Here is a 23,526-nt window from a genome sequence, read left to right on the forward strand (position 1 = left end):
GTCACATTAAATCCATATTTGTAATTTGCCGTGATCATCGGAAGTTTTTTTTAAATAGATTTGTTAAAAAGTGACCTGAATGTTTGAAAAGTTCGCAGTGTATTTAAAGGAAAAAGCCAGTCTTACCGACGAACAATTAGAAGAAGTACGTGCCGTTACAATCAACAAAAGATTACGTAAAAGGCAATACCTCCTGCAGGAGGGCGATGTATGTCACTATAATTGTTTCGTGGCAAAAGGTTGCCTGCGATTATACCGCGTTGGCGAGGACGGCGTGGAACACATTCTGAGGTTTGCAGTAGAAAATTGGTGGATCAGCGATCAGGAGAGTTATAATAATGGAATTCCTTCCAAAAACAATATTGACGCACTCGAAGACAGTGAACTTTTACTGATCGAGAAAAATGATTTCAACCGTATAGTCAGTGACTTTCCAAATTTTAGGACTTTCAGGGATACCTTAAAAGCCAGGAGTTATGATGTCAGTCAAAACAGAATCATGAGCAATATCAGCGACACTGCCGAAGAAAAATATACAAATTTTATAAAATCTTATCCGGACATCTTTAACCGCGTACCACTTCATATGATTGCCTCTTTTCTTGGTGTGTCCCGCGAGACATTAAGCCGGATCAGAACGCAATACGCTAAAGCGCATTAACTATACTGGTTATGCACAGCCAATTCCCAAAACAGGCTTCTTAAAGTTTTCCTTTCATGTCACAAAATGTTTCAGACGAACCTTTAATGTGATAAATGTCACGCTCCATTTGTGTTAAATGTCCTTGTTAGCTAGGCTTCAATATAAGCAACTTTGCAATAGAAAAGACAGATATTGTTCCGTACTTTATTCAAATAGCTTTTCTAACAGGTCAATGGGAAATTATAATTTTATGATTGATCAACTCCTGGATCAATGGGAAAACAAGATACAGGAAACGACCGATCTGTTTGTAGCTATTGGAGAACAGTTTGCAATGGAACCGGTAGCTCCGGGAAAAAACAGGGTGATTTATCTCTTAGGCCACCTGATCGTTGCGAGTGACTGCTTTTTGGCGGCTTTGGAGCCTGAACCAAGACGTTATCCGGAATACGACGAGCTCTTTCTTACGCCTCAACATCATGCAAATGAATATCCTGCCTATGAGCTTTTATTGCAGCAATGGGTTTCCATCAATGAAGTATTGTCTGCCTATCTCAGGCAACTGAGTCCGGCTGACTGGAAATCAAAACATAATTATATCAGCGAAACTGATTTTATCTTTGAACCCAGGAGGAACAAATTCAATGTGCTGTTGAACAGAAATGCCCACCTTTTTCACCATGCAGGGCAATTAGCGCTGATCCGCACCAAATAAGCTGAATTCCATGTATCATTAAAATCCTCCTGTAGCCAATGAACAAACGGCTCTGCAAAACCGGTTCTTATTTCCAGTAAATCCGACAATCAAAATTGATTCTTAGCTGTACATGATCATTATAGAGTTCTACACAGACAGCTATAAAACGTAATACCACGCTGAATATAATCCGCCTTACTGCAAATAGAATCGGGATAAAGGTGATCGGATTTTATGAATCTCTCATGGCACACAGGTCCGTTTGGAATGATATACTGTGACATTTATCACATACAAATTCGTTCAAATGTCCTCGTTGTTTGGAGCAGGTTACCGGAACTTTGGTAAAAAATAAAGGAGAATAATAGTATGTATAACAAAACAAATTGGCCGGTAGATCAGGATCCAAAAATGTCTGCAATCTATGCGCTGAATGATATCGATATTAAAGCACCGGCAGAGGTGGTTTGGAAATTATTGGTCGACGCAGAAAACTGGGTAAGTTATTTCCCGCCTGAAGATCAGGTGAAGATATTAGGTGATAAAAAAGAACTGGAACTGGGTACCAAATGGACCCGCACAACTGTTGGCTACCTGATGCACCTGACCGTAACCGAGTTTAAACCTAACCACAGACTGGCCTGGAAAACGACCGTTGACGGTGACCAGACCGGTTCAACCGCTTACCACGGCTGGGTGATCACACCCACGGAAGGGGGCGTCCATGTCCTGACTGAAGAAACACAGCAGGGTGAATGGTTCCTGGACATATTGGGCCACAAACATCCGGGAGGCCTTTACACTTACCACCAGTATTGGGTGGAAAGGCTTAAAGTTGCAGCAGAAGCAATGGCAGCAGGCAAATAAATCCCGGAAGGAAAGACCTTCGGAAGAGGCATTGACCCCTTTCGCAGGTTGCATTTTAGAAAAAATTATAAAAACAATTAAAACATAAAGATCATGGATCTCCAATTAAAAGAAAAAACCGCCCTTGTCACCGGCTCAACTACCGGGATAGGCTTTGCCATAGCAAGGTCGCTGGCACATGAAGGCGCAAAGGTTATTGTTAACGGGCGCAGCCCGGAGCGGGTTAACGCAGCTATCGAGCAGATCAAAACGGAAACCGGTAACCGGAACATCTATGGGGCGGTAGCAGATCTAGAACAGGTCGACCAGGTAAATACCCTTATTCAGCAATATCCAGAAGTAGATATCCTGGTGAACAACGCAGGTATTGCCCAGCCGAAAGCATTCAAAGATATTCCAGATGAAGAATGGCTGGATATCTATCAGATGAATGTAATGAGTGGTGTGCGTCTTTCGCGTGCCTATATAGACCAGATGCTGAAAGCCAACTGGGGCCGCATCATATTTATCTCCAGCGAATCGGGTGTTCAGATCCCTGCGGAGATGATACAATACGGGGTTTCCAAAACCGCGCAAATCGGCTTGTCACGTGGATTAGCAGAAATGACCGTAGGCACAGCAGTTACGGTGAATACCGTTTTACCGGGGCCGACATCAACGGAGGCCATTACTAATTTCATGAAAGCCACCGCTGAACAGCAAGGCATCAGCGGTGCGGAAATGGAAAAAGTGTTTTTCACAAGCATGCGTGGCACCTCACTACTTAAGCGCTTTATCAAGCCGGAAGAAATTGCGAGCCTGGTCACCTACATCGCCAGCCCCCTTTCAGCGGCCACAAGCGGCGCGGCACTTCGTGCCGATGGCGGAGTGATCAAATCTGCATTTTAACAATCATCAGTAAATAAGAATAGCATGAAAACAATAGGGATAATTGGCGCCGGCAATATCGGACAATCGGTTGCCGGACAACTGCTGAAAAATAACATATCAGTTTTGATCAGTAATAGCAGGGGGCCTCAAACGCTTGAACCTGTCATTCAGAAATTAGGCAAGGATGCAAAGGCGGTAACAACTGCGGAAGCAGCCACCGCTGAAATTGTGGTGCTGGCCCTGCCCTGGTGGGAAGTTAATAAACTGACCACCCTGATTGACTGGAAAGATAAACTTGTGATCGATATCACCAACGAGTTCCTCCCGAATGGTAAGATCGCAGACTTAGGAGATAAAACATCAACAGGCATTGTGCTGGAACAGATTCCGGGTGCCCGTATTGTTAAAGCATTCAATACCCTTTTTGCAGCAAGGATCGCAGCAGATCCAGTAGTCGATGAAGGCCTCCGGGTGGTTTTTGTTGCCGGAGATGATGAAGGTGCAAAAACAGAAACAATCGAACTGATCAATACAATCGGCTTTGCTCCTGTCGATCTGGGTACATTGTCCTCAGGCAGCAGGTTTATCGAAGCTAAAGGGGTGTTTTCAGGTGCCCACATAGTCAAACTTTAACGTATAAGTTTATAAGTCAAAAATGCTGGAAGGGGGTGGAAGAATTCTTCCACCCCCTTTTGATTACCTGAGTTTTGAGTCTATTACTATTGTGAATTAAAGCATGCGGTTCTTGCGCCAGCTGGTCTGATTCACCTTATAAATAATAGAATGTCACATGCTTAATTAATTATGTCGATCCCTAAACAAGACTTTGCCGCAAGTAATTCATCATCGTTTTAAAAACAGTGGTTTGATACAAGTTCAAATGCAGTAAAACACTTACATCAGTCATTTTGAATGACTTGCATCAAATGCAGTAATTTGATTAACATTGCAGTAAAATCAATAAAGATTATGTATTTTGCAGTAATATCTATAATAAAGTATCTTACACCCAGATAGGTTATAGACTTAGGGTTTCTTACCAAAGAGTTTTATTCGACTTTTAAAAGAATAATTTTATTGCACATTGAGTTTACGGCTAATGGGCTCGAACCATAAAGCAGCCTTAAAGCCGATAAAAATCTTACTAAAATACAAAACCCTCTCTACAGCCTGTAAGACAATGGAAATCAGGAAAGGTCATTTTTCCTCGCTGCTTTTCAATTTCCATATAAAGCCATCCAGTACATAATGTGTACTTTGTGGCAATGCAAGTAAAGGGACCAGTAAAGTCAGTATACTGATGTCCATTACTTTTGGTAACGAAGAGAAAATAGAAAATACACCAGCATGCTCCTTCCATATTAAACCATCCCACAAACCTTCCTCAATATAAGCCAGTAAAATAAGTAGCAGGATAAATACCAAAATACCATATTTACCAAATGTAGCCCGTACCAGCGTGCTTTTCCGGGAAGAGATTTGGGCATTACTTTTCTTTTCAAAAAACCAGATCAATGCCATATAGGGAATACCATGAGAGATCACATTTAAAGTAGTAAAAGCCATATCACCATTAAAATAGACGATACCAAAGTACCAGGATAAAAACGTTCCCATGATCAACATGTTCCTTGGAATGTTTAAGCCGCGTTTGCCGACCAACAACCAGATTTCCTTTGCGATATAAACCAATATCACAATAAGGTATAAAGCGCTGCAAAGTGCAGCCAAAGCTTTAGAAGGAAAATAGATAAAATCATCCGCTACAAACCAGTTAAAATTTCTGGACTCACCAAAATGCCAGTATAGCATCGGAAATAATGTTGCCGTGTAAATGGAAATAACGTCAATAATCCGGGCAATTTTAGAGGTATTTTCCGTTCTTGAATATAAACGCATGAAACCATATTGCTGTCTGATAAAATGAAATACAGCCAGATAGGCCAATACCCTCCAAAACAACAACGCGTCTATATGGTATAACAGGACACCAGAAACATAACACAGCAATGGCGCTATTGTCAATAAAGTATGTTGCTTCCTTAACCTGGCTGCATTAAAATAAGTTCTGTAAAGTGTTGAATAAACATGTGCAACATCGATAAATACCACCAACAAAACCCAATACTCAACAGGCATGGTCGTACTTACCTTAAATTGCTCTGGAAAAATGAACACCAGCAACAATGATAAAAATGGTGGTGATAAAATAAATATACTGTCCGATAAGGCGGTATTTATCCAGGGTTGTTTCCATTCAGTTTCCGCGCTGCTCATCGACTGGCCTCCAATAAAGATCTGGCTGCATCTATCCCCTGATGAAACCCTTCTTCAAACAAAGAAATGCCACTCAAATCTGTATGTGCAAAGAAAATCTGATCTGCAACTGAAGACCGGGCTTTTTTCCTTTGCTCACCCCAAATATAATTCACCGATGGGCTGATCATTCCATGGCCCCATACCCAAACATCTATACCATCAATTAAGGGGGTGATTTCCGGATGCATATATTCCAGTTCCGGAATAATTATATCCAGCCACTGCTCATAACCCCTCGAATAAGCGGCCAGCCTAGAAACCCTGGGTTCACGATCACATAAGGGCAAATAAAAAGTAATCACTTTAGCCTGCTGACCACGATCAACCTGCTGATGGCCTGCATACACATAGCCTACCGACGGTCTTCCAAAAGGAACATTATCCCAGGACAAAGTTTGCAGACCTGAAGCAGGAAAATCAGTTAATGTTATGTTTGCCACTACCCAGGGTGCATAATTTAGCTGATCATAGTCGAACAGATTCCTGTTCACATTTTTCAAAATCCGTTTATTAACAAACTGTGGACAGGCCATAATTACCTGTTCAGCCACTATTGCATAAGTTTGGTTTTTAAGCAGGTCAAAAACTGTAACCTCAACATGATCTTTATTACTTACCACGGCAGTAGCCATTACAGAAGTTCTGATGTGTGGCTTTAAATAACCCTTCAATTTATTCACCAAAAAACCATTTCCCTCTGGCCAGGTGAGTACCGCTCCGGGTTCCGCATTTGCAGCTGTACCTTTGTGTCCTGCAAAATAATTCAAACCGGCCCATGCCGAAATATCTTTAATCTGCTGGCCGTAATCATCTTTACAGCAATAATTCAGATACCATAGCAGATGAGAAGAGGTGTAACCTTCTTTTGTCAGGTAATCTTTAAAAGAGATCTGATCAAGGTTCCTGTAAAGCTGATCTTCAGACGAAGCATCAAGGGGAATATTGAATGCATATTTCCCGTCTCCTCCTTTTGCATACTTTAATTGTTGACAAAGTGCAAAGAACTTATCTGTTTGTTCCTGATCCTGTTTTGAAATGCCAAATTTAGGGATTAATCCTTCCTGCCACTGACCTTTGATGAGCAAACGCTCTTCGGGATCAAAACACAGGTAAAATTCATTGTAAAATGGCAATCCGTTTTCAAAATGAGTAATGACCCCATTTTCTTCAAGAAAATCGATCAATAATTCGTCATCGTTATTTGCGATGGTAATATAGTGTGCCCCCCAGGGATAGGATGACACAGAATTTCCTGAACTATGTGCGTTTCCACCTGCATGGTCTTCGAGTTCCAGTATTTCAAAATCCACTACACCTTGTTTTTTCAGCCATCTGCCAGCAGAAAGCCCCGAAATCCCGGCCCCTATAATCAGCGTTTTTACTTTTTTGGAGTAGGTGGGTTCCGCAATAGGAATTTTATCCCTCAGCATGTGCCCGGCCTTTTCATTAGGTCCATTAAGGCGACCTTTTATGTGTCTGTATTTTTCATTCCTGCCACTAAGTTTCCGAACGCAACCGCTTAAAAAGATCCCTCCCATAGCCAGTGCAGAACGCAATAAGAAGCCTTTTCTGTTAAACCCCATATTACTGATAGGAAACCGATCCCCACTCCTCTTCAAAATACTTAACCAACACCTGATTATTCAGTTTATTAACTTCTGCATCCTGCTTCTGCATGTCCTTAGGAAAATACAGCATCTGAGCTATTCCTTCTTTAGTTAGAAACTTTACCTCTTCAGGAAAATGTTCGGGAACTTTGTATCCAGGTTTGGTTGCTGCCATAATATATCCCCAGTCACCGAAAGAAGGAACATAATTGTGATATGGTGTGGTAAAGAACCCAACAGATTCCAGTGTTTTATTCACACACCAAAAGGATTTAGGCGCCACGAAAGGTGAAGTCGACTGCACCACAATCCTGCCGCCCTCTGAAAGAATGGATCTAACCAGGCGGTAAAAAGAGTTGCTGTATAACTTACCAACTGAATAATTAGAAGGATCAGGAAAGTCTATAATTATAAAATCATACTTTTCATTTTGAGACCTGATCCAGGAAAAAGCATCTGCATTGATGACTTTAACTTTGGGCGACAGCAATGAAGATTTATTCAATTCCGTCAGCATTGGGTTAGACTTAAACAAATTTGTCATGCCCGGATCAAGGTCAACTAGCGAGATTTGGTCAACTCCTGGGTACTTAAGAATTTCTCTTACTGCCAAGCCATCACCTCCTCCCATTACCAGTACTTTTTTAGCGTCTGGTATTGCCGAAAGACCAGGATGTACCAGCGCTTCATGATACCTGTACTCATCATCTGAGCTGAACTGCAGGTTACTGTTTAAATAAAGGCGCAGCATTTTCCCTTTTTTGGTCAATACAATACGCTGGTAATTGGTACTTTTAGAATAGATGACCGTATCATTATATCCCAAACTTTCTGAGTATCTGGTTATGGCATCAGCCAAAACAAATCCGGCCATTAGTGCCAATAAACAAACTATTGAAGCTACTTTAAGATAACTTGCCCGTTTAATCTCTTTATGAAAATTTAAACATACGATTAAGGCAACAGCGACATTAAGAATACCAAAAAGGTAAGAAGTCTTTATCAGTCCGAGATAGGGAATCAGTAGTAATGGAAAAACAATAGAAGCCAACAGCGCTCCTATGTAATCGAAGGTAAATACTTTCGAAACCAAATCCTTAAACTCATAACGATCTTTCAAAATACGCATGAGCAAAGGGATTTCCAGTCCGACCAGGATTCCTGTGATGCCCACCAGACTATATAAAATGACACGAAAAGAAGCGGCACTTTCAAAAACCATATACAAAATGCTGGAGCTGGTTCCTCCGACAAGACCAACCAGAATTTCAATCTGAATAAACCAGAACAAAATGTCCTTTTCGAAGTACTTGGATATCCAGGAACCAATGCCCATGGAGAAGAGGTACAGTCCGATAATTGTTGAAAACTGGGTAACAGAATCTCCAAGTAAATAACTGGCAAGTGTCCCGGCGACCAGTTCGTAGATCAACCCGCAGGTGGCCACAACAAATACAGAAGTCAATAATAAAACAGGTAGCTTTTTATGCATTGCTATCCATGGATTGAAGAGCTTATAATAATTGCTATGGCAATAATAAAGGCAGCAAAGACAATAGCTAATGCCATATTCTGTTTCTCCAAAATCTCTTTCCAAAGATTTTCTGGTGTAATCTTTTCTACGATCCAGAAGGCCAGAAATAAGATCAGAATGCCCAATACAGAGAAGACCATAGAGGCAACTATGTATTTGTAATTGATGAGTTCGCTTAGGTTCATATCGTTGTAATTATTTATGATTTAATCTGTTTCCGTAACCGCCATAGAATCTTTTACCGTTATATTGGGTGTTTTTCTGTACCGTGCTGCTTTCCCAGAAAGCTTTTCCGTAATAAACAGCATAGCCAAAGTAACCCGTGATACCCAGGCTTAAAGCAAGATAAATAGTTCTAAAAATTTTATTCATATCATTCTTCAAAAGGTGAATAATCAGAGTTCGACCAGCGTCGTTTTTCAAAATTGCGCATCCTTATATAGCTGTAAGCCGGAAAAATGCTTAAAACAAGGAGGCAAACCAATAGGTTTCTCCATAAGGTTACATTGCCAACCACCTTCACGGCCAATACGTTCCTCATTGAATCGCCCGAGGCTGGATAAATATTCAGGTGATACCTTCCTTTGGGAATTTCGGAAAGCAATACTTCCGCGCTTGTTTCTCCTTCAGTCCATCTTTCGCCAGCTTCTATACCTTCATAATATTCAAATCCCTTGGTTACCTCCCAGGTTTGATTACTTGCTTCATTTACCAGTACAATCGTGGTTTCCAGCCAATTATTATTTACAGCGGAGCTGATACCTATTTCCAGTGGCGAGGAGTCGTCTTCAACATTGAATGCTGAGGTCACAAATGGCTTAAACTCATTGATTCCCTTTTCCGGATCATAGGTTAGGTTGTATACACTATCTACCAGTACCTGTTCAGGCTTTATCCACACTACAAACAACTCAATTAGCAGTAAAGCGAGAATAACAGCAAGGCTAGTCTGCAATGACCACTTCCAATTGCTATAAGCTTTTGAAGGTTGATTGGATATGAGGTCAACCTTAGTTGGAAATGAAGCAAGGTCCAGATTAAAGGCATCGGCAATTGTTCCCTCTTCGAGGTATTCTCCTCGGTAATAATTGATATCCTTATGATTTGCTCCAAGCCCCGCTTCACGGGCGATAATATAAGGCGGTGCGATAAATTCAGCGGTCCTTATTCTTTCTTTTAGCACATCCCAATCAAACTCACCCATTAAGGAAAGTACCCTTGGCTTATACTTATGAAACAACTTATATTCAACATCATCATACATCACATAGTCATTCCCGTACAGCACCTTTTCCAGTTTTGGTAAATAGGTTTTATCAAAAATCAGGTTCCAATGCCCGTTATATTCCGACAGCAGGGCATACCCTTTTTCATAGTTATAGAGCAAATACTCTCTCCATCCCGCATACGCACTGTTTCCCTCGTCCTTTTCCATATATCCGATTACCTTAAAGGGAATATCCTGCAATATACCTTCAGTTCCCAATGGAATAGTGGGCTTCAATTGTGGCGGACTTAACGTTTTTACTTCTTTGGGGACTTCATCCACGAACTGAATATAGGTGTGGCAAAATCCGCAAACACAAAATTCACTTCCGGCGGGATCATATAAGGTGATTACTGAATTACAATGCTGACAGGTAATTTTTTCTGGGATCGGAAAGCAAGTCATAGAAATTGTAGCCATACCTTATCTGATCAGTTCTGTTTTCTGACGTTCTACTCCATCAAAGAAAGTTAATACCTCAGCATAAAGCGCTTTGACCTTTTCCTCGTTATTTTTTTGGTAATTAGACAAAAAAATATCAAATGTGGCCAACCCGAATTCAGGCCATGTATGAATAGATAAATGAGATTCCGTAAGACAGACCACTGCAGTGAAGCCACCATTTTCAAAATCATGATACACCTCACCTACCTTTGCCAGTTCGTATCTATCTATCAGATCATTAAATAAAACTTCACAGGCCGCGTACGAAAAAAGATAATCTCTCTTATCTGAATTAAATTCAGAGAGGATATGAAGACCAGGCTTATAGTGCATTAATAAGAAGCGTTAAATAATATTGTTTTATCAAAAATAACAAAGTATTTCAACTTTTCAAGAAGAATGCTATACCGTCGTCATCAAATTCTATTTTTTTAGAGTTAGGCGTGCGGCCATACTTTCAGGTGCTCTGGCGGCAGCCTCCTACCATAGTTTAAATGTTATTCTACACTTTTGGCATTGTCTTAAATTAAAGATTGCATTAAATGCGTCACTTGTCGGAATATTTGCGAGGTTCACTGGTTTTACAGCCAGCCTGGCTCTTAATAACGAAATTCAATTGTTTTCCAAATCTGCAGTTAGGGAGAAGATTCGAGAAACATTAACCGAAACTAACCCGCAATTGCCTATTACCTTACTGGACATTCAAAACAAATATATAAATGCCCGTAGCGATATCTATACAGCAAAAGGAGCTTCAGGAGCGTATTTTAATAAACTAGTAAGACAACAAATATTCCCCCGTGCTACCCGAGATTATTACGATCTGATGCTTGTAGGTAGTTTTCATCATTGCTATTCTTCTTTGTTTACCACAGAGTCAGAAGGTTGTTTTAAGGTTAAGAAAGGAGACTATTCCTTATTAGATCTTACAACAATGTTGATCTGCCTATGTTAGTGCGTTTGTGGGGAGGCAAATGAGTTCTGAAAGTGAAACTAAAACCGCATTAGGAACAGTGCTTAAAAATGGAAATCTCTTGCAGAATTCCATTTCCCTCCGCGCTAAGGTTTAGTTTGTAATTTCTCCAGCTCCGCATAGGCTTCATTTTCTTTGTCCCCATTTGCCTTGACAGAGGCTTTATAGGCTTCAATGGCCTTGGCTTGATTACCTACCAATATTTGTGCCTTGCCCAGGAGGTTGTAATGAACATAAAAATCTCCCGTCATTTGGATGGTAAATTTCAGCATTTCTATTGCCTCTTTATTTCTTCCCAGCAGCATTAGCTTTTCTCCGGTTTCTCGCAGTCCATTCCGGTCAGGGCTGTATAGGTTATACGCATAATAATTCTGCGGATCCTTAATTAAGGCGCGATACTGTCTGATTGCCTTTTCAGTTCCATCTTTAAGCACCGTATGGTAAAGGAGCTCTCCATAGTCCTTCTTAGGTATATTCAGATCCGGATTTTTAGCCAGTACCTCTTTTAGATATTCAGTGGATATGGCCACAGAAACATTCCCCTGCGCGGAGTAAGAGCTACGGGACAAAACGCCGATTAAATATCCGTTTGCATCAATTACAGGAGAGCCACTGCAGCCTCCTTTATGTGTTTTCATATCTCTTCGGATCAGGATGTCCATTCCCAGCTTTTTATACACCTTCCCCTCATGCACCGTACACAAACTGTCTTCGTAGGCACAGCTCAGAATGTAAACCTTTTCACCAGGTTTCACCTGGGTATAGCGTGGTTTTAAGGGATACAAACCTGAAGTAACTTTTGTGGTACTGAAAACAATCCAATCCCGATCCAGACTCGTTGAACCCTTGCCTTCCAGCTGTTCGCCAGGATCTTCATTCAACAGCCTGCCGATAAGGGCTGAATCTTTACCCACTCCTTTTGGCGTCATTACCCATTGTTTTAGCTCTTTATTGATTTCCGTGCTTTTGGTCTTCCTGTTTTTTGCGATCCACAGAATGTGCTTGGCGGTCGCTGCCAGGGTATCTTTACCGTTATCAATCAGAAAACCTGTTGCGGCGTATTTAAATGACGGGTCCACATAGCGGTCGCCGTTCTTATACTGAACATGGTTGATCAATGCGATCCGCGGCCATGCGGACACAGGCTTATCAATCCAGTTTTCCCTTACCTGGGTACGTCCTGCGATTGGGCTGAATAGTAAACATAGGAGTATTAACTTTCTTATTGTCATTTCCATACTGTGTTGGGCTTCTTTAACAAACCTAAGGCGGTAAGATGAATAAAGGAGAATCCGTATTGTAAAAAGAAATGTAAATAATGTAAATTATCCATCGACTTAATAAATGCATGCTTTAATCGTAGTGGTTAGTGCTGCTTTTAGGAAACTGAATAATGAGTAATGTTTTGAATAATTATGGTTTTGAAACGACACCAAACGGTATTTTTTCGCTCAGATTAAAGTGAGATTATCGTAGATTAATGGTCGACCACACGAACTTAAGCACGGCCACCACGATAAATTAATGCATACCTTATCACCTTATTTCAAGGCACCACATTGGCACCTTGAAATCTCCTATTCTTCGGATGCCATTTAATTTAAACATAAAGTCATCAGGGAGCGAATCATTCTCATTTTATACTAGCTTACAGGGATAGAAAATCCGACGCTTTCCGGAGGCAGGCATTGATGGTCATCGCAAACCATAAATTCAAGGGTTCCTTTGACCAGTGCTTTGGGGCCTGTTAATTTTATCTTTTGCTGGAAAACGACAGATTTTTCAAAATAGCTGACATTCATTTCAAAAGATTTTTCAAATTTGGTAATGGCTTTGGGCTCGATGGTTTTTCCACTTAGTTTGTATGCTTTCCCAGGAGTGAATGTAAACGTTGTTTTTACAGGACCACCCTCTTTAACGTCTTGGGAGTAGATATGCCAACCGTCTTCAATAGTCGCTTTGAGATAGAGGATAGCTTCTGTTTTAGAAGTTTTCCTGGCCGCATAGCTCCATTTCACTGGCTTAAGAATTTGGCTGCTTGCCGAAAGGCTTAACAGCAGTGACAGCGTAACTACTAGTATTTTCTTCATATGTTATGTGTTTAATTGGTTAATGTGCTTAAATAATTCTCTATCACGCCCAGTAGCACAATTGCAGGAACAACAAGTGTAGTTGTTCTGCTGGAACGTGCGATATTAATGCCACAGAAACGGTTATTAATATCAAAAACAGGTCCGCCGCATTCCTCCGGCTTAATTTTGGCATCATGACTAAATACCTTTGCAAATCCATCACGTCTTATGCTTTTACCTCCTGCAAATTGCTCAGCAGGATGATTTGTCAAAGGTGGTCTAAATACATCTAAAGTCAGGTTTTTGGAATAAAAGCTATCTAAACGCTTTATTTTAAAGCTAAGATGATCATATGGCCAAAACTTCATCAGCTCAGTTCCATAATCTTCGGGTTTATTAATGTCTATGCCATTAATGCTTACCACTTGATCGCCTACGGCTATCCCACTTGCTCCTGCCGGAGAGCCTGCCTGCACTGCTGCAATCACAATATTATTGTCTTTTAATGTAGCCATGGCGCCTAAATATCCAATGCTAAATCTTTTTGGAGATTTAAAATACATACTTCCAATAATGCTAATCTGATCACGATGATCCGGTAGCGGAGAAATCAGAAATTTACCCAGTCTGTCAAAGGAGAGGCTGTCCCGGTTAAATTGTTTTAATGGTATACCACCTTGAATCGGAACTAGCGGCTGCAACAGCACAAGGTCGTTTTCGGAATCACGCAAAATAATTTTAAGGGCAAAGGATCTATTTTGGGCTAATACAACAGGATGATCGCCAATTAAGGAATTTTTACTGATCACAAGACTGCCGACCATGTCCTTACCGGCAGCACCTGCAGATAACGAAAACAAAGTTCCATTGACTTGTTGTTCTTTGCCATTGATCATGCTACTAATACGCAAACGGCTTTCCTTTAACTTAGCAGGTAATGATGCAAAGTCTGATTGCAGATTCCTGAGGCCCGGAATACTGAGAATAGTTGACTGTTGTGCATCCCTGCCGACAGCGTCTTCAGTTGAAGGAAGTGATCCGTAGGTTTTAGGAATATTTAAGGCTGTCCAATACTTTCGGTAGAGATCTACCGGGATTTCATAATTTTCATCCTCATTGGTTCCAATTGCACTGTGTAAAGCGATTACCCGTCCAAAATGATCGAACAGCGGGCCTCCGGAGTCACCCGGCTCCATCATACAGCTTGACTGAATAAACCCATACTGATTGTTCAGGTCTGTGATCCGGCCAGATCTAATGGTGGGTAATGTTTGATTTAACGTTTCGGGATAGGCAATACTCAAACAAGGTTCATCTAGTTTTAAGGAAGATGACCAGCCCATTTCAGCATAGGGCCAGACACCGGTTCCGATGATCTTTATGAGTGCTACATCAGGAAACATCTTATTCTCACTAAATTCAATTTCGCCAAGGCCGCGTGCGACATGTGATTTCCCGTCAGGAAACATGATTAAATACGTATTATCAGGTTGATTCACATGCGCCGCTGTCAGCACATGGCCTTCGGCAGAAACCACTACCCCCGTAAACTGAGCACTGGTCTGCACCTTTTTCAACGTATCATACCCCCATATTCTTACACTGGCACCGTAAGCTTTTTTTATAGCCAGGGATAGTGTTTCTTCTAGTTTTTTGGGATGAAATTTCTGACCGAAGGATTGGGCAGCGGGCAGCAAAAACAGCAGGAACAATGCTATTTTAAGGGTGTTTTTAATTAAGATCATTTACAATTTTTTAGACAGCCGTCGATTTCCATTCATTTTAGCATTCCTGCCCCGGCAATGCAATAAAGCAATTTGTCGGGGCAGGAATGCAGTGACAGAAATTTTGGTTAATTCAGTAATTCAGCCAGCTTTTTGTTCAGCTCCTCGCCCATCAGGTGATTGCCAACAATCTTTCCATCAGCACTAATCAGGAAGTTGGCAGGAACACCAGAAATGCCATATACTTTTCGGGCATCGTTATCCCAACCTTTCAGGTCAGATACCTGGGTCCAGGTCAGGCCATCTTTCTTTATCGCATCCAACCATTTGGCTCTATCGCTATCTACGGAAACACCAAGGATTTCAAACCCTTTATCTTTAAAAGCAGCATATTGCTTAAGCAGATTTGGGCTTTCCGCACGGCATGGTGAACACCAGCTCGCCCAGAATTCTACTAGTACCAGTTTCCCTTTGTAATCTGACAGGGAAACGGACTTCCCGTTTACATCTTTCAAGGTAAAATTTGGGGCCACAGCACCGACAGCAGTTACTGTATGTGCATTTAAAAGCTTATAAAGTCCCTGGCCACCGTAGGAAAGGCGAAGTTCTTCGCTAAGCTTATCAAAGATGGGCATGGCTATATCTGATTTCAGGCTATAACCACTTACCGACTCCGCTAATGCCTGTAAGGCGAAATAAGATTTGGGGTTGGCTTTGGCAAATTCGATTATCTTCTCCCCACGCGATTTTCTAAACGCCTGCACCTGTTTGTCCAATACTTTAAAGTACATCGTGTCTTTTTGCTGTTCTGGCGTTGCCCTGTTGATGGTAGCATTCGCATTGTGGTGTACGGTCATTACTGTAGGTCCCACCTGCTGATCAAAAGCCTTCATTTCATCGTAAACCTTTGAACCTGTCCATTTCGCATTGTACAATGAATCTGCAGAGGTAATGCTGATGTTCTCCTTACCAAAGTAAACATAGATGACATCACCTACACCCTTGGAACCATAGATTTCCTTGTCTTTAATGCCTTCACGTGAAAGTGTTATCCTTGAGGAAGCAATCCCCGAGATGTTTCCGGAAAACTTAAAGTTCCCATCAACCAATTCCACAGAATCGGTACGGCCGTTACCCTCAGCGGTATAATCCAGGTATATCTTTGCCGGTTTATTTAAGTTTCCTATTTTTCCTGTGATGGTAAAATTAGGCGTTTGTGCGGCCACAGCAACGGGTGCCAGGGCGGCAAGAATTAAAAATTTTAGTTTCATATGTTTTATAAGTTATATTTATCGTACTGCCACATCTATCGGTGCACCCGGGATTCCTTCAATCTTTTTAATCAATGTGCCCAGTTTTCCCGTCGAGATATCCAGGTAGTAAATACTACCGGCCACACCCACCATAATGCTTTCTTCATTTTCAGCAAGCCTGATCATCGTTACTTCCCCCCCGCCAAAGTCAGTTAACAGTTCCCTTACATCTTCATTGATTGGGTTGTATCTATATACTTTGGATCCTGAACTGAGATAGATGATTCCGTTTTTGGCCCCTTGCCATTTGGTTTTCTCTGTGATGAGTTCCTGGCGAATAAAAAGACGTTTTTTTAATGGACTGAAGGTAAAAGGACCGGTAAATTTCACATTGAAAGAGAGCTCATAGACTTTTCCTTCTCCATTTTTGCAATACGCAAAGCAATCGCTGCCGTTGAGCTGTTCCATATGAATGAGGTCCATACCAACGTTTTTCGGATCAAATATAGCCGTCGATTCAGCATCGTACTGCGTACCGAAATAGGTAGGCCCATTATATACGTTGAGCCTGACAAACTGTTTTAGATTGCGTTCGAATCCGATAAAGTAAGTCCCCAGGTTTTGGTTAAAATTCATGATAAATGAAGGTGAAAGCTGATACGCTCCCTCCGCCGCGCTGAACATGCCATAAGTAGGTGACTGATCCCAGGTATTGGTTGTTCCGTAGGTTAGTGCGTTGCTGATCACACCAGCCAGGATACCCTGAGGGTGCTGTTTGAGCTGGCCAACCTCCAGATCATCAGGGGCGGCAAAAAAGTTATCAGCAATGGTGTTAGGGTATTTTGGATCTTCCTGCATGGTATTGGCATTTAAACGTATCCCGCCACCTTTAGTGATGATCCAATAGCCAAGGAGTGTGCCACTTGCAGCGGTATTTTTCATCAGAAACAGATTCATAGGGTCTTTTGGCAGGTCTTTTCCCTGCATGGCCTGATACAGGCGTGCCTGCACTTCTCCGTCCGGCTTAATAAAAGAGAACTGAGTGGTACCGTTTTCCAGGCTCAATACCGCAGTACCTGAACCGAATTCCGTACCTCCATCTACAAAGAAATCGTGAAAATATTTCATTCCGTTTGTCTTGTTATAGACAGTAAGACGAGCCTGGTACCTTTGGGCCTCCAGACCGAATATGATTTTAAGTGCCGGCCCGGTAAATTTGACATCATTACCGGTCATCACGATGATGCGCCATTGCAGTTCTATGTCATCTCTGCTTGTATTTTTTATTGTTGGCTTGATGATTAAACTATCTCCAACCACAGCGGTATAAACTGAGTCAAGATTTGCTACTTCTGGTGTAGCGGGCATGTTGATCTCATAATCGCCCAAATCCTTATGACAGGCAGACAGGGTGAGGATCGTCAATGCTACTAATCCTATTATTTTTCTAAGGCTCATCTCTATATTTTTAAATAACTTCTTTTCCATTTTCATCTATGAAGTAATATTTTCCGGTCTGTATATTTTTCCTCAGCAGCGTTTTTTTACCAGGGTTTCCGGTGTTAAAAAAATAATAACTATCCGAATTTCCAGGCGTTACTTCTTCCAACACATACCCTTTAGCCACATTCTTGGTCACCCAGTTAAAAGGATTGTTCATCATGATGGTAAGCAAGCCCGTATAGTAAAGGTTTTTAGGTGCATCCATGCCACCCTGAGAACCGGTAGTCATGGAGGTTTGACCGGTTGTAATGAAAAACAATTCGTGCTTGGTCCTGGAATAATTGGTTAACCACTCGTCCCACCAGTCAGGTTTTTCCAACTTCGCAGAAAACACCACTTTAGCCCGCAGCATGGTAGGGTTGTTTACGCCAAAGTCATCAGAAGCAATAAGCTTGATAATGATAGAAACTGATTTTTCTTCAAGAGCCTTATCCTTATTGTACATGATAACCGGGATGGAGGCCGTACCTTCATCAGCCGGCATGGTGTAGCTGCTTTTTAATGACTGGTAATGTTGTTCAGGAATCGCTGTTGAAGAATCTGATTCAACCCGCACGTTGTACGTTCGGTTGGCAGATGTTCTTATCCCTGAAAGTCGGACGGGTAAAAACAAGGTGTCCTGGGCTTTGGTAGGTGTATACGCAAAGGTCCTGACAAGACTGTCTTTGTTACCGTTATATAAATCGAAATATACGTTGGCTTCATTGCTAAAGACCATCTCTTCCGCTTTTTTGCAGGAAGTAATGGACAGCAGGGTCAGGATGATGATGATATATGGTTTTATAGTTCTCATAATTATGTTCTTATAAATTATCTGCCTCCATAAACAATTTCATCATTAGGGAGTGGCAATACGAATATTTTATCTGAAGGAGGGATCGCGCTTCCTGTTGGTGCAGCGATGGCTTTATTAAGTCTCTTGTACATATAGAACATCTGACCTTCAGCAAGCCATTCTTTACGGGCTTCTTTTAATAATTCATTAATAAGGCCATCTTCTGAAGGGACTGTCAGTTGATTTTGAAATCCTCTGGCGGCACGTACTTCATTAAAGTATTTCAGCGATTGTGCGGGATCTGCTGCGTAGCTACATTCAGCAGCAATGTAATACATCTCACTTAGCCTTATTGCGGGTGCCATGAGGTAATGCAAGTTGGCATTTGCCTCTGTACTGAGCGGATTTCTATTGTACTTTACAATGTCATACCACCTGCTGCTCACATCTGCCATTAGCGTAAGCCACTGTTTGAAGCGGAGGTCTTCACCACCCACGGTACCTGCTTCATAAATTAACCTTGCGTGGTCTTCCAAAAGGAAGAAACCCCGGGTGCCACTTTTAAACCAGTTTTCTTTAATTTCTTTTGCAGAGCCGGGAATATACCATCCAAATAACAGTTCCTTGTAAAGGATGCGGTCTTTTTTTGCTTCATCAAAGGCAATAAAATCACTTTGGGTGGTCCAGGGGAATTTATCCGAATCGATCACCTCCTTAGCATTTTTCAGTGCATTTACTTTATCGTTTTTATAAAGATAAACCCGGGCAAGTGTACCGCAGACCGCGTAATAGTTCAGGTGATGTCTTCTGTTCTGTAGGAACAACACAGGAGAGTGCTCTTCTGTGTTTTTGGTCGTGTCCGTAACCAGCGGGTAGTTGACTTTATATCCGGCGCTACGAATGGGATCATTTGCCATTAAGGTTTTAGCTTGCTCCAGATCTTGAATCAACAAACCCATTACTTCGGTAACCGAGGACATTGGCGTAACCTCCTTGCTGTATTTTTGTGCAAATGGTATTCCAGGAGCCGTTGGGTTTTTGAGGTAAGAGGGGGCAAACAACCGCAACAGATCAAAGTGCAAATAGGCCCTTAGGGCTAAGGTTTCACCTTTAATCAATTCATAGTTTGATCCGGTAAATACATTTTTACGCTCATCTATATTACTCAATATCAAATTACAATTGACAATGGCACTATACAGGCCGCTCCATATTTTGTCTTTACGTTCAATGAATTTTCCATTGGTATAGTTGTACAGGGAAGTTTGTCTGTAGTCCTGTCCGTCGGTGCCAATAGAAAAATTTTGGGCAAGCGCTTCAGTCGTTCCAAATGTCAGTTCTTTCCCATATAGGTCATGACTGGTGCTCTTGATGTATATTCCGTTTAAAGCTTCCATGAAACCATTTTCGGTACTGAAAAGAACCGGAGCCGATATTTCTGATTCTGGCTGAACCTCCAGCCATTTTTTACAGGAACTCAGTGAGCCCGCAAGTAAAATGAAACCGATTAACAACTTAATGTTCATATTTTTATATTTTATCTGTTAAATAATGAGACCTAAAAAGTAGCGTTGACCGAAAAAGTGATGCTTCTTGCAAAAGGATAGTCAATCCCTCTCTCCTGTTTAATAGAAGACCATCTTGCCACATCATTGGCCGTTACAGCGAATCGTAAGTTAGACATGGACAGTTTTTTGGCATATTTCTGATCTATGTCGTAGGATAAATAAAGCGACTGCAGATTAAGCAGATTATCCTTTTGAACAAATCGGGAGTTTACTTCTGTGGTGCCTAAATCGGCAATGTTTTTGTAAAAGGTCAGGTCGCCAGGTTGTTTCCATTTCTCTTCAAACACCCGTTTATCGACATTGTACCTTGCATCTGCGTTTTCTACCCGATCTACCAAAGTCTGGTTGTAAGTATCGCCGCCAAAGTAAGTCTCAAAATTAGCAGTAAGGTTAAAGCGTTTGTAAGTGAATGTTCCACCGAAATATCCATTGACCTTGGGATCTGCGTTACCCACCACTACGATATCTCTTTTATCGTAATCGTAAGTAAGTGTTCCATCTCTTTTTACATAAAGCTCGCGGCCGTTTTCAGGGTCTATACCTAAAGAACGTACTGCATAGATTGCGTTGATGGACTGACCTTCATTGTACCTCAACAATGGCACTCCTTTAAAACCTCCGTCTTTTTGATCTACCGATTGGAGTTCATCGGCTTTGTCGTTGTATTTTTTCAGGGCGTTGGAAATCCTGACAATACGATTTCTATTGGCTACCATGTTTGCGGTCAGGTTTACCGACCAGTCTTTTCTGCGAATGGCATCCCATCTTATTCCCAGTTCAGCTCCTTTATTTTCCATATCCCCAAGATTCTCTTTGTAAGAAAGGAAACCCGTTGATGGAGGAAGCGTGATGTCTGCAAGGATGTCTTTAGTAAATTTCCTGTAGACTTTAGGAGAGATGGTCAAACGGTCTTTAAACAGACCTAAATCGATACTGATGTCAGTCATTAACGTTTTTTGCCAGGAAAGATTTTCGTTGCCATAGTTGTTCACTGTGGCACCGATACCAGTCGAATACCAGTTATCCGAGGAGTAGTTATAAGTAGTCCTGGAGAGATAAGGATCAAACAATACAGAACCGGTAAGTCCTGTTGATACCCGCAGCCTAAGCTGACTGATGACGCTGTTGTCTTTGAGGAAGTTTTCGTTATGAAGATTCCAGCCTAGCCCGAATGACCAGAAAGGTGCAAGTTTATTGTCTACACCAAACTTGGAAGAGCCATCGATCCTTACGGTAGCATCCATCAGGTATTTGTTGTCATAGGAATAGTTCATGCTCATGAATGAGCCGAATAACCTGGACCGCTCAAGTTTGCTGTAAGGTCTTCCATTCTCTGCGTATCCTTTTGCAAATCCGATATCTGAGAACCGGTCATTGGCAAAACCCAAAGCAGTGTACTCCTTGGCATCCGAAAGCTCCGTACGTATGTTTACACCAGCCATCACGTTAAAATAGTTTTTGGAAATTTGCTTTAGCCAGGTTAAACGGATATTTCCATCCCAATAGGTTTCTTTCCTATTCTTGTTGGTATACTCTCCCTTTTCATCGATTTTTGCAGTTTCATAGAGGTAATACCTGTTAGCAAGGGGAGAAATGAAGATATCATCTGTATTTGAACGGCTTGTTAAGCTCATTTGCCCCCTTAACTTGAGGTCTTTCATCAGCTCCAGTTCAGCAGAAAGGTTGTCGATGATCTCCATATAGGAGGCTTTGTTAAAACTGCTCAGTTGTGCATCGTATAATGGATTGAATGTGTAGGATTTTTGACGTGCTGAATTTTCCCAGATATCTATCACCCGGGTAATGTTTCCATTCGCATCAGCCATCGGGTAGTACGGGTTTGTTTTTACATAGTCTGCGAAATTGCCATAGGGAGATTCATTTCCCTTAACCTGGGTAATAGAAAGGTCATTCCTGAATTGAAATTTATTGACATTATAAGTAAAGTTCATGCCCCCCGAATACTGGTCCCTTGCAGAACCTTTCATGACTCCCGGCCTGGTTTGGTACCTCAGGTCAACACCATAACGGAATGCCTGAGAGCCACCTTCGAGATATACAGAGTGTTTCTGTCCGGCTGTAGTACGGACCGGCTGTGACAACCAGTAAGTGTTTACACCTCCAATTACATTTGCCAACTTATGATAATACAGCTCATCTAAATGATCCTGAGGGATATCCTCATGATCAGCGTCGTACAAGCCGGCAAGCACCTCATATCTCAGCTTATCTTCAGCATTTAGCACCTGATAATCGCTCAGGTCCGCTCCGGTAACATTCAGTTCGTAATTATAACTCACCCGCAATTTACCCTCTTTTGGTGCTTTGGTTACAATAACCAATACACCGTTAGCAGCCCTGGCTCCGTAGATGGCAGTGGCGGCCGCATCTTTTAGCAGGGTAACTGATGCCACCCGGTTTACATCCAGATCAAAAACTTTCTGCACATCAACTTCATACCCGTCCAGAATAAACGCCGGCATGTTCACGCCACCTGAAATCGCATCCCTTCTCAATACTTGACCGTCACCACTTGGCAATGCCGAAGATCCGCGTACATTAATGGAAGGTATTCTGTTTGGATTTGAACCGACAAGATTGTTTTGCACGAGCCTGAAGGATGGATCAAAAGCACCAATACTCTGTAAAAGATTTTGAGGATTGATGGTCTTTAGTTGATCTCCCGAGATCGCGATGGCAGTACCCGTAAAGCTATCTTTTTTTATGGTTTGATAACCGGTGATCACTACATCATTCATTTGAGTAACCTCATCTTCAAGCTCAATGTTCAGGAACTTCTTATCTCCAACCCTCACCTCCTTTACCTGATAACCTACATAGGTGAATAACAGTACATCTTCCGGCTGGGCAGCGATCCTGAATTCCCCGGAAGCATTGGTCTGGGTACGAATATTGGAATTCGATTTGAGCGACACATTTACCCCTGGCATCGGTTGCCTGGTTTTGCTGTCTGTCACCAGACCAGAAATCTCGACAAAGTTATTTTTTATACTTTCCAACGTTTTATTGCCGATCTGGTTCCTGATGACAATGGTATTGTTTATAATATTGAAGGTCAGACCCTGCTGTTCCAGCACGGCACTCAGGGCCTCGCTAAGCGGTACATTTTTTAGTGCAACATGAATTTTCAGACGGTTCACATTCACCTCTTCGCTGTAAAAAAAGAGGTAACCGGTTTGCTGTTTAATGTCCTGAAAAACAGTCTCAAGTGTGGTGTTACGTCTGGAAATACTTATTTTTTGCGAATAGCTTGCGGCGGACAAATGCATGGCGCCGATCAGTAATAAAATAGCAGTTAATTTCATCACTATAAGGAATTTGTACTTTACCCTCCGCATTTCGCACGCGGGGTTGTAAAGAAAAGTTAATTTCATACTTTTGGAATAGAA

21 protein-coding genes are annotated in these 23,526 nt (G+C 41.7%); 6 read left to right on the top strand and 15 right to left on the bottom strand.

All coding sequences use genetic code 11. From position 1 onward, the window contains the following. The first annotated feature begins 79 nt into the window (after positions 1-79). From AC6CH7_RS04755 to AC6CH7_RS04775, 5 genes are all read left to right on the top strand, one after another. On the top strand, positions 80-661 hold the full coding sequence (locus AC6CH7_RS04755; protein ID WP_498261596.1) for a Crp/Fnr family transcriptional regulator: 582 nt from the start codon (positions 80-82) through the stop codon (positions 659-661). A 232-nt stretch (positions 662-893) separates the two neighbouring features. After that, a complete protein-coding gene (locus AC6CH7_RS04760; protein WP_498261597.1) occupies positions 894-1,358 on the top strand; it encodes a DinB family protein in 465 nt (154 codons plus the stop codon). A 351-nt stretch (positions 1,359-1,709) separates the two neighbouring features. Then, positions 1,710-2,207: an SRPBCC domain-containing protein gene (locus tag AC6CH7_RS04765; protein WP_498261598.1), complete on the top strand. Its 498-nt coding sequence runs from the start codon at positions 1,710-1,712 to the stop codon at positions 2,205-2,207. Between the two features lie 93 nt (positions 2,208-2,300). After that, entirely contained in the window at positions 2,301-3,095 is a 795-nt protein-coding gene (locus AC6CH7_RS04770) for an SDR family NAD(P)-dependent oxidoreductase (protein ID WP_498261599.1), read from the top strand. A 24-nt stretch (positions 3,096-3,119) separates the two neighbouring features. After that, positions 3,120-3,710: an NADPH-dependent F420 reductase gene (locus AC6CH7_RS04775; RefSeq protein WP_498261600.1), complete on the top strand. Its 591-nt coding sequence runs from the start codon at positions 3,120-3,122 to the stop codon at positions 3,708-3,710. A 564-nt stretch (positions 3,711-4,274) separates the two neighbouring features. Here AC6CH7_RS04775 and AC6CH7_RS04780 read toward each other — a convergent pair. From AC6CH7_RS04780 to AC6CH7_RS04810, 7 genes are read right to left on the bottom strand one after another with little or no spacing between them, the layout of a single operon-like run. Next, positions 4,275-5,354 (bottom strand): hypothetical protein, encoded by a 1,080-nt coding sequence (locus AC6CH7_RS04780; protein WP_498261601.1) that lies wholly within the window; start codon positions 5,352-5,354, stop codon positions 4,275-4,277. Further along, positions 5,351-6,979: an NAD(P)-binding protein gene (locus AC6CH7_RS04785; RefSeq protein ID WP_498261602.1), complete on the bottom strand. Its 1,629-nt coding sequence runs from the start codon at positions 6,977-6,979 to the stop codon at positions 5,351-5,353. Before AC6CH7_RS04785 ends, AC6CH7_RS04780 begins: the two co-directional genes overlap by 4 nt. Position 6,980: 1 nt before the next feature. Beyond that, on the bottom strand, positions 6,981-8,495 hold the full coding sequence (locus AC6CH7_RS04790) for a polyamine aminopropyltransferase (RefSeq protein WP_498261603.1): 1,515 nt from the start codon (positions 8,493-8,495) through the stop codon (positions 6,981-6,983). A gap of 2 nt (positions 8,496-8,497) precedes the next feature. Further along, positions 8,498-8,722, bottom strand: coding sequence for a DUF350 domain-containing protein (locus AC6CH7_RS04795; RefSeq protein WP_498261604.1), 225 nt, complete (start codon positions 8,720-8,722; stop codon positions 8,498-8,500). A gap of 10 nt (positions 8,723-8,732) precedes the next feature. After that, positions 8,733-8,909, bottom strand: a complete 177-nt coding sequence (locus AC6CH7_RS04800; RefSeq protein WP_498261605.1) for a hypothetical protein — start codon at positions 8,907-8,909, stop codon at positions 8,733-8,735. A 1-nt stretch (position 8,910) separates the two neighbouring features. Beyond that, on the bottom strand, positions 8,911-10,224 hold the full coding sequence (locus AC6CH7_RS04805; RefSeq protein ID WP_498261606.1) for a DUF4178 domain-containing protein: 1,314 nt from the start codon (positions 10,222-10,224) through the stop codon (positions 8,911-8,913). 3 nt (positions 10,225-10,227) lie between these two features. Then, on the bottom strand, positions 10,228-10,581 hold the full coding sequence (locus tag AC6CH7_RS04810; protein WP_498261607.1) for an S-adenosylmethionine decarboxylase family protein: 354 nt from the start codon (positions 10,579-10,581) through the stop codon (positions 10,228-10,230). 283 nt (positions 10,582-10,864) lie between these two features. Here AC6CH7_RS04810 and AC6CH7_RS04815 point away from each other — a divergent pair, with 283 nt between their 5' ends. Next, positions 10,865-11,203 (top strand): hypothetical protein, encoded by a 339-nt coding sequence (locus tag AC6CH7_RS04815; protein ID WP_498261608.1) that lies wholly within the window; start codon positions 10,865-10,867, stop codon positions 11,201-11,203. Between the two features lie 104 nt (positions 11,204-11,307). On the opposite strand, the gene AC6CH7_RS04820 is transcribed toward AC6CH7_RS04815, so the two are convergent. The 8 genes from AC6CH7_RS04820 to AC6CH7_RS04855 form a co-directional block, all read right to left on the bottom strand. Then, entirely contained in the window at positions 11,308-12,453 is a 1,146-nt protein-coding gene (locus AC6CH7_RS04820) for a trypsin-like peptidase domain-containing protein (RefSeq protein WP_498261609.1), read from the bottom strand. A 411-nt stretch (positions 12,454-12,864) separates the two neighbouring features. Further along, positions 12,865-13,311, bottom strand: a complete 447-nt coding sequence (locus AC6CH7_RS04825; RefSeq protein ID WP_498261610.1) for a protein-disulfide reductase DsbD domain-containing protein — start codon at positions 13,309-13,311, stop codon at positions 12,865-12,867. Between the two features lie 11 nt (positions 13,312-13,322). Next, a complete protein-coding gene (locus AC6CH7_RS04830) occupies positions 13,323-15,038 on the bottom strand; it encodes a trypsin-like peptidase domain-containing protein (RefSeq protein ID WP_498261611.1) in 1,716 nt (571 codons plus the stop codon). 107 nt (positions 15,039-15,145) lie between these two features. Further along, positions 15,146-16,288, bottom strand: coding sequence for a redoxin domain-containing protein (locus AC6CH7_RS04835; RefSeq protein WP_498261612.1), 1,143 nt, complete (start codon positions 16,286-16,288; stop codon positions 15,146-15,148). Between the two features lie 18 nt (positions 16,289-16,306). After that, complete coding sequence (locus tag AC6CH7_RS04840) at positions 16,307-17,758, bottom strand: PKD-like family lipoprotein (RefSeq protein WP_498261613.1); 1,452 nt, start codon at positions 17,756-17,758, stop codon at positions 16,307-16,309. Continuing rightward, entirely contained in the window at positions 17,739-18,566 is an 828-nt protein-coding gene (locus AC6CH7_RS04845) for a DUF4843 domain-containing protein (protein WP_498261614.1), read from the bottom strand. The genes AC6CH7_RS04840 and AC6CH7_RS04845 overlap by 20 nt, the downstream gene beginning before the upstream one ends. 17 nt (positions 18,567-18,583) lie before the next feature. Then, positions 18,584-20,074 carry a RagB/SusD family nutrient uptake outer membrane protein gene (locus AC6CH7_RS04850; protein ID WP_498261615.1) on the bottom strand — a complete coding sequence of 497 codons (1,491 nt, stop codon included), beginning with the start codon at positions 20,072-20,074 and terminating at the stop codon, positions 18,584-18,586. A 32-nt stretch (positions 20,075-20,106) separates the two neighbouring features. Then, positions 20,107-23,511 (bottom strand): SusC/RagA family TonB-linked outer membrane protein, encoded by a 3,405-nt coding sequence (locus AC6CH7_RS04855; protein WP_498261616.1) that lies wholly within the window; start codon positions 23,509-23,511, stop codon positions 20,107-20,109. Between the last annotated feature and the right edge of the window lie 15 nt (positions 23,512-23,526).

The sequence above is a fragment of the Pedobacter sp. GQ55 genome, from assembly GCF_059758925.1.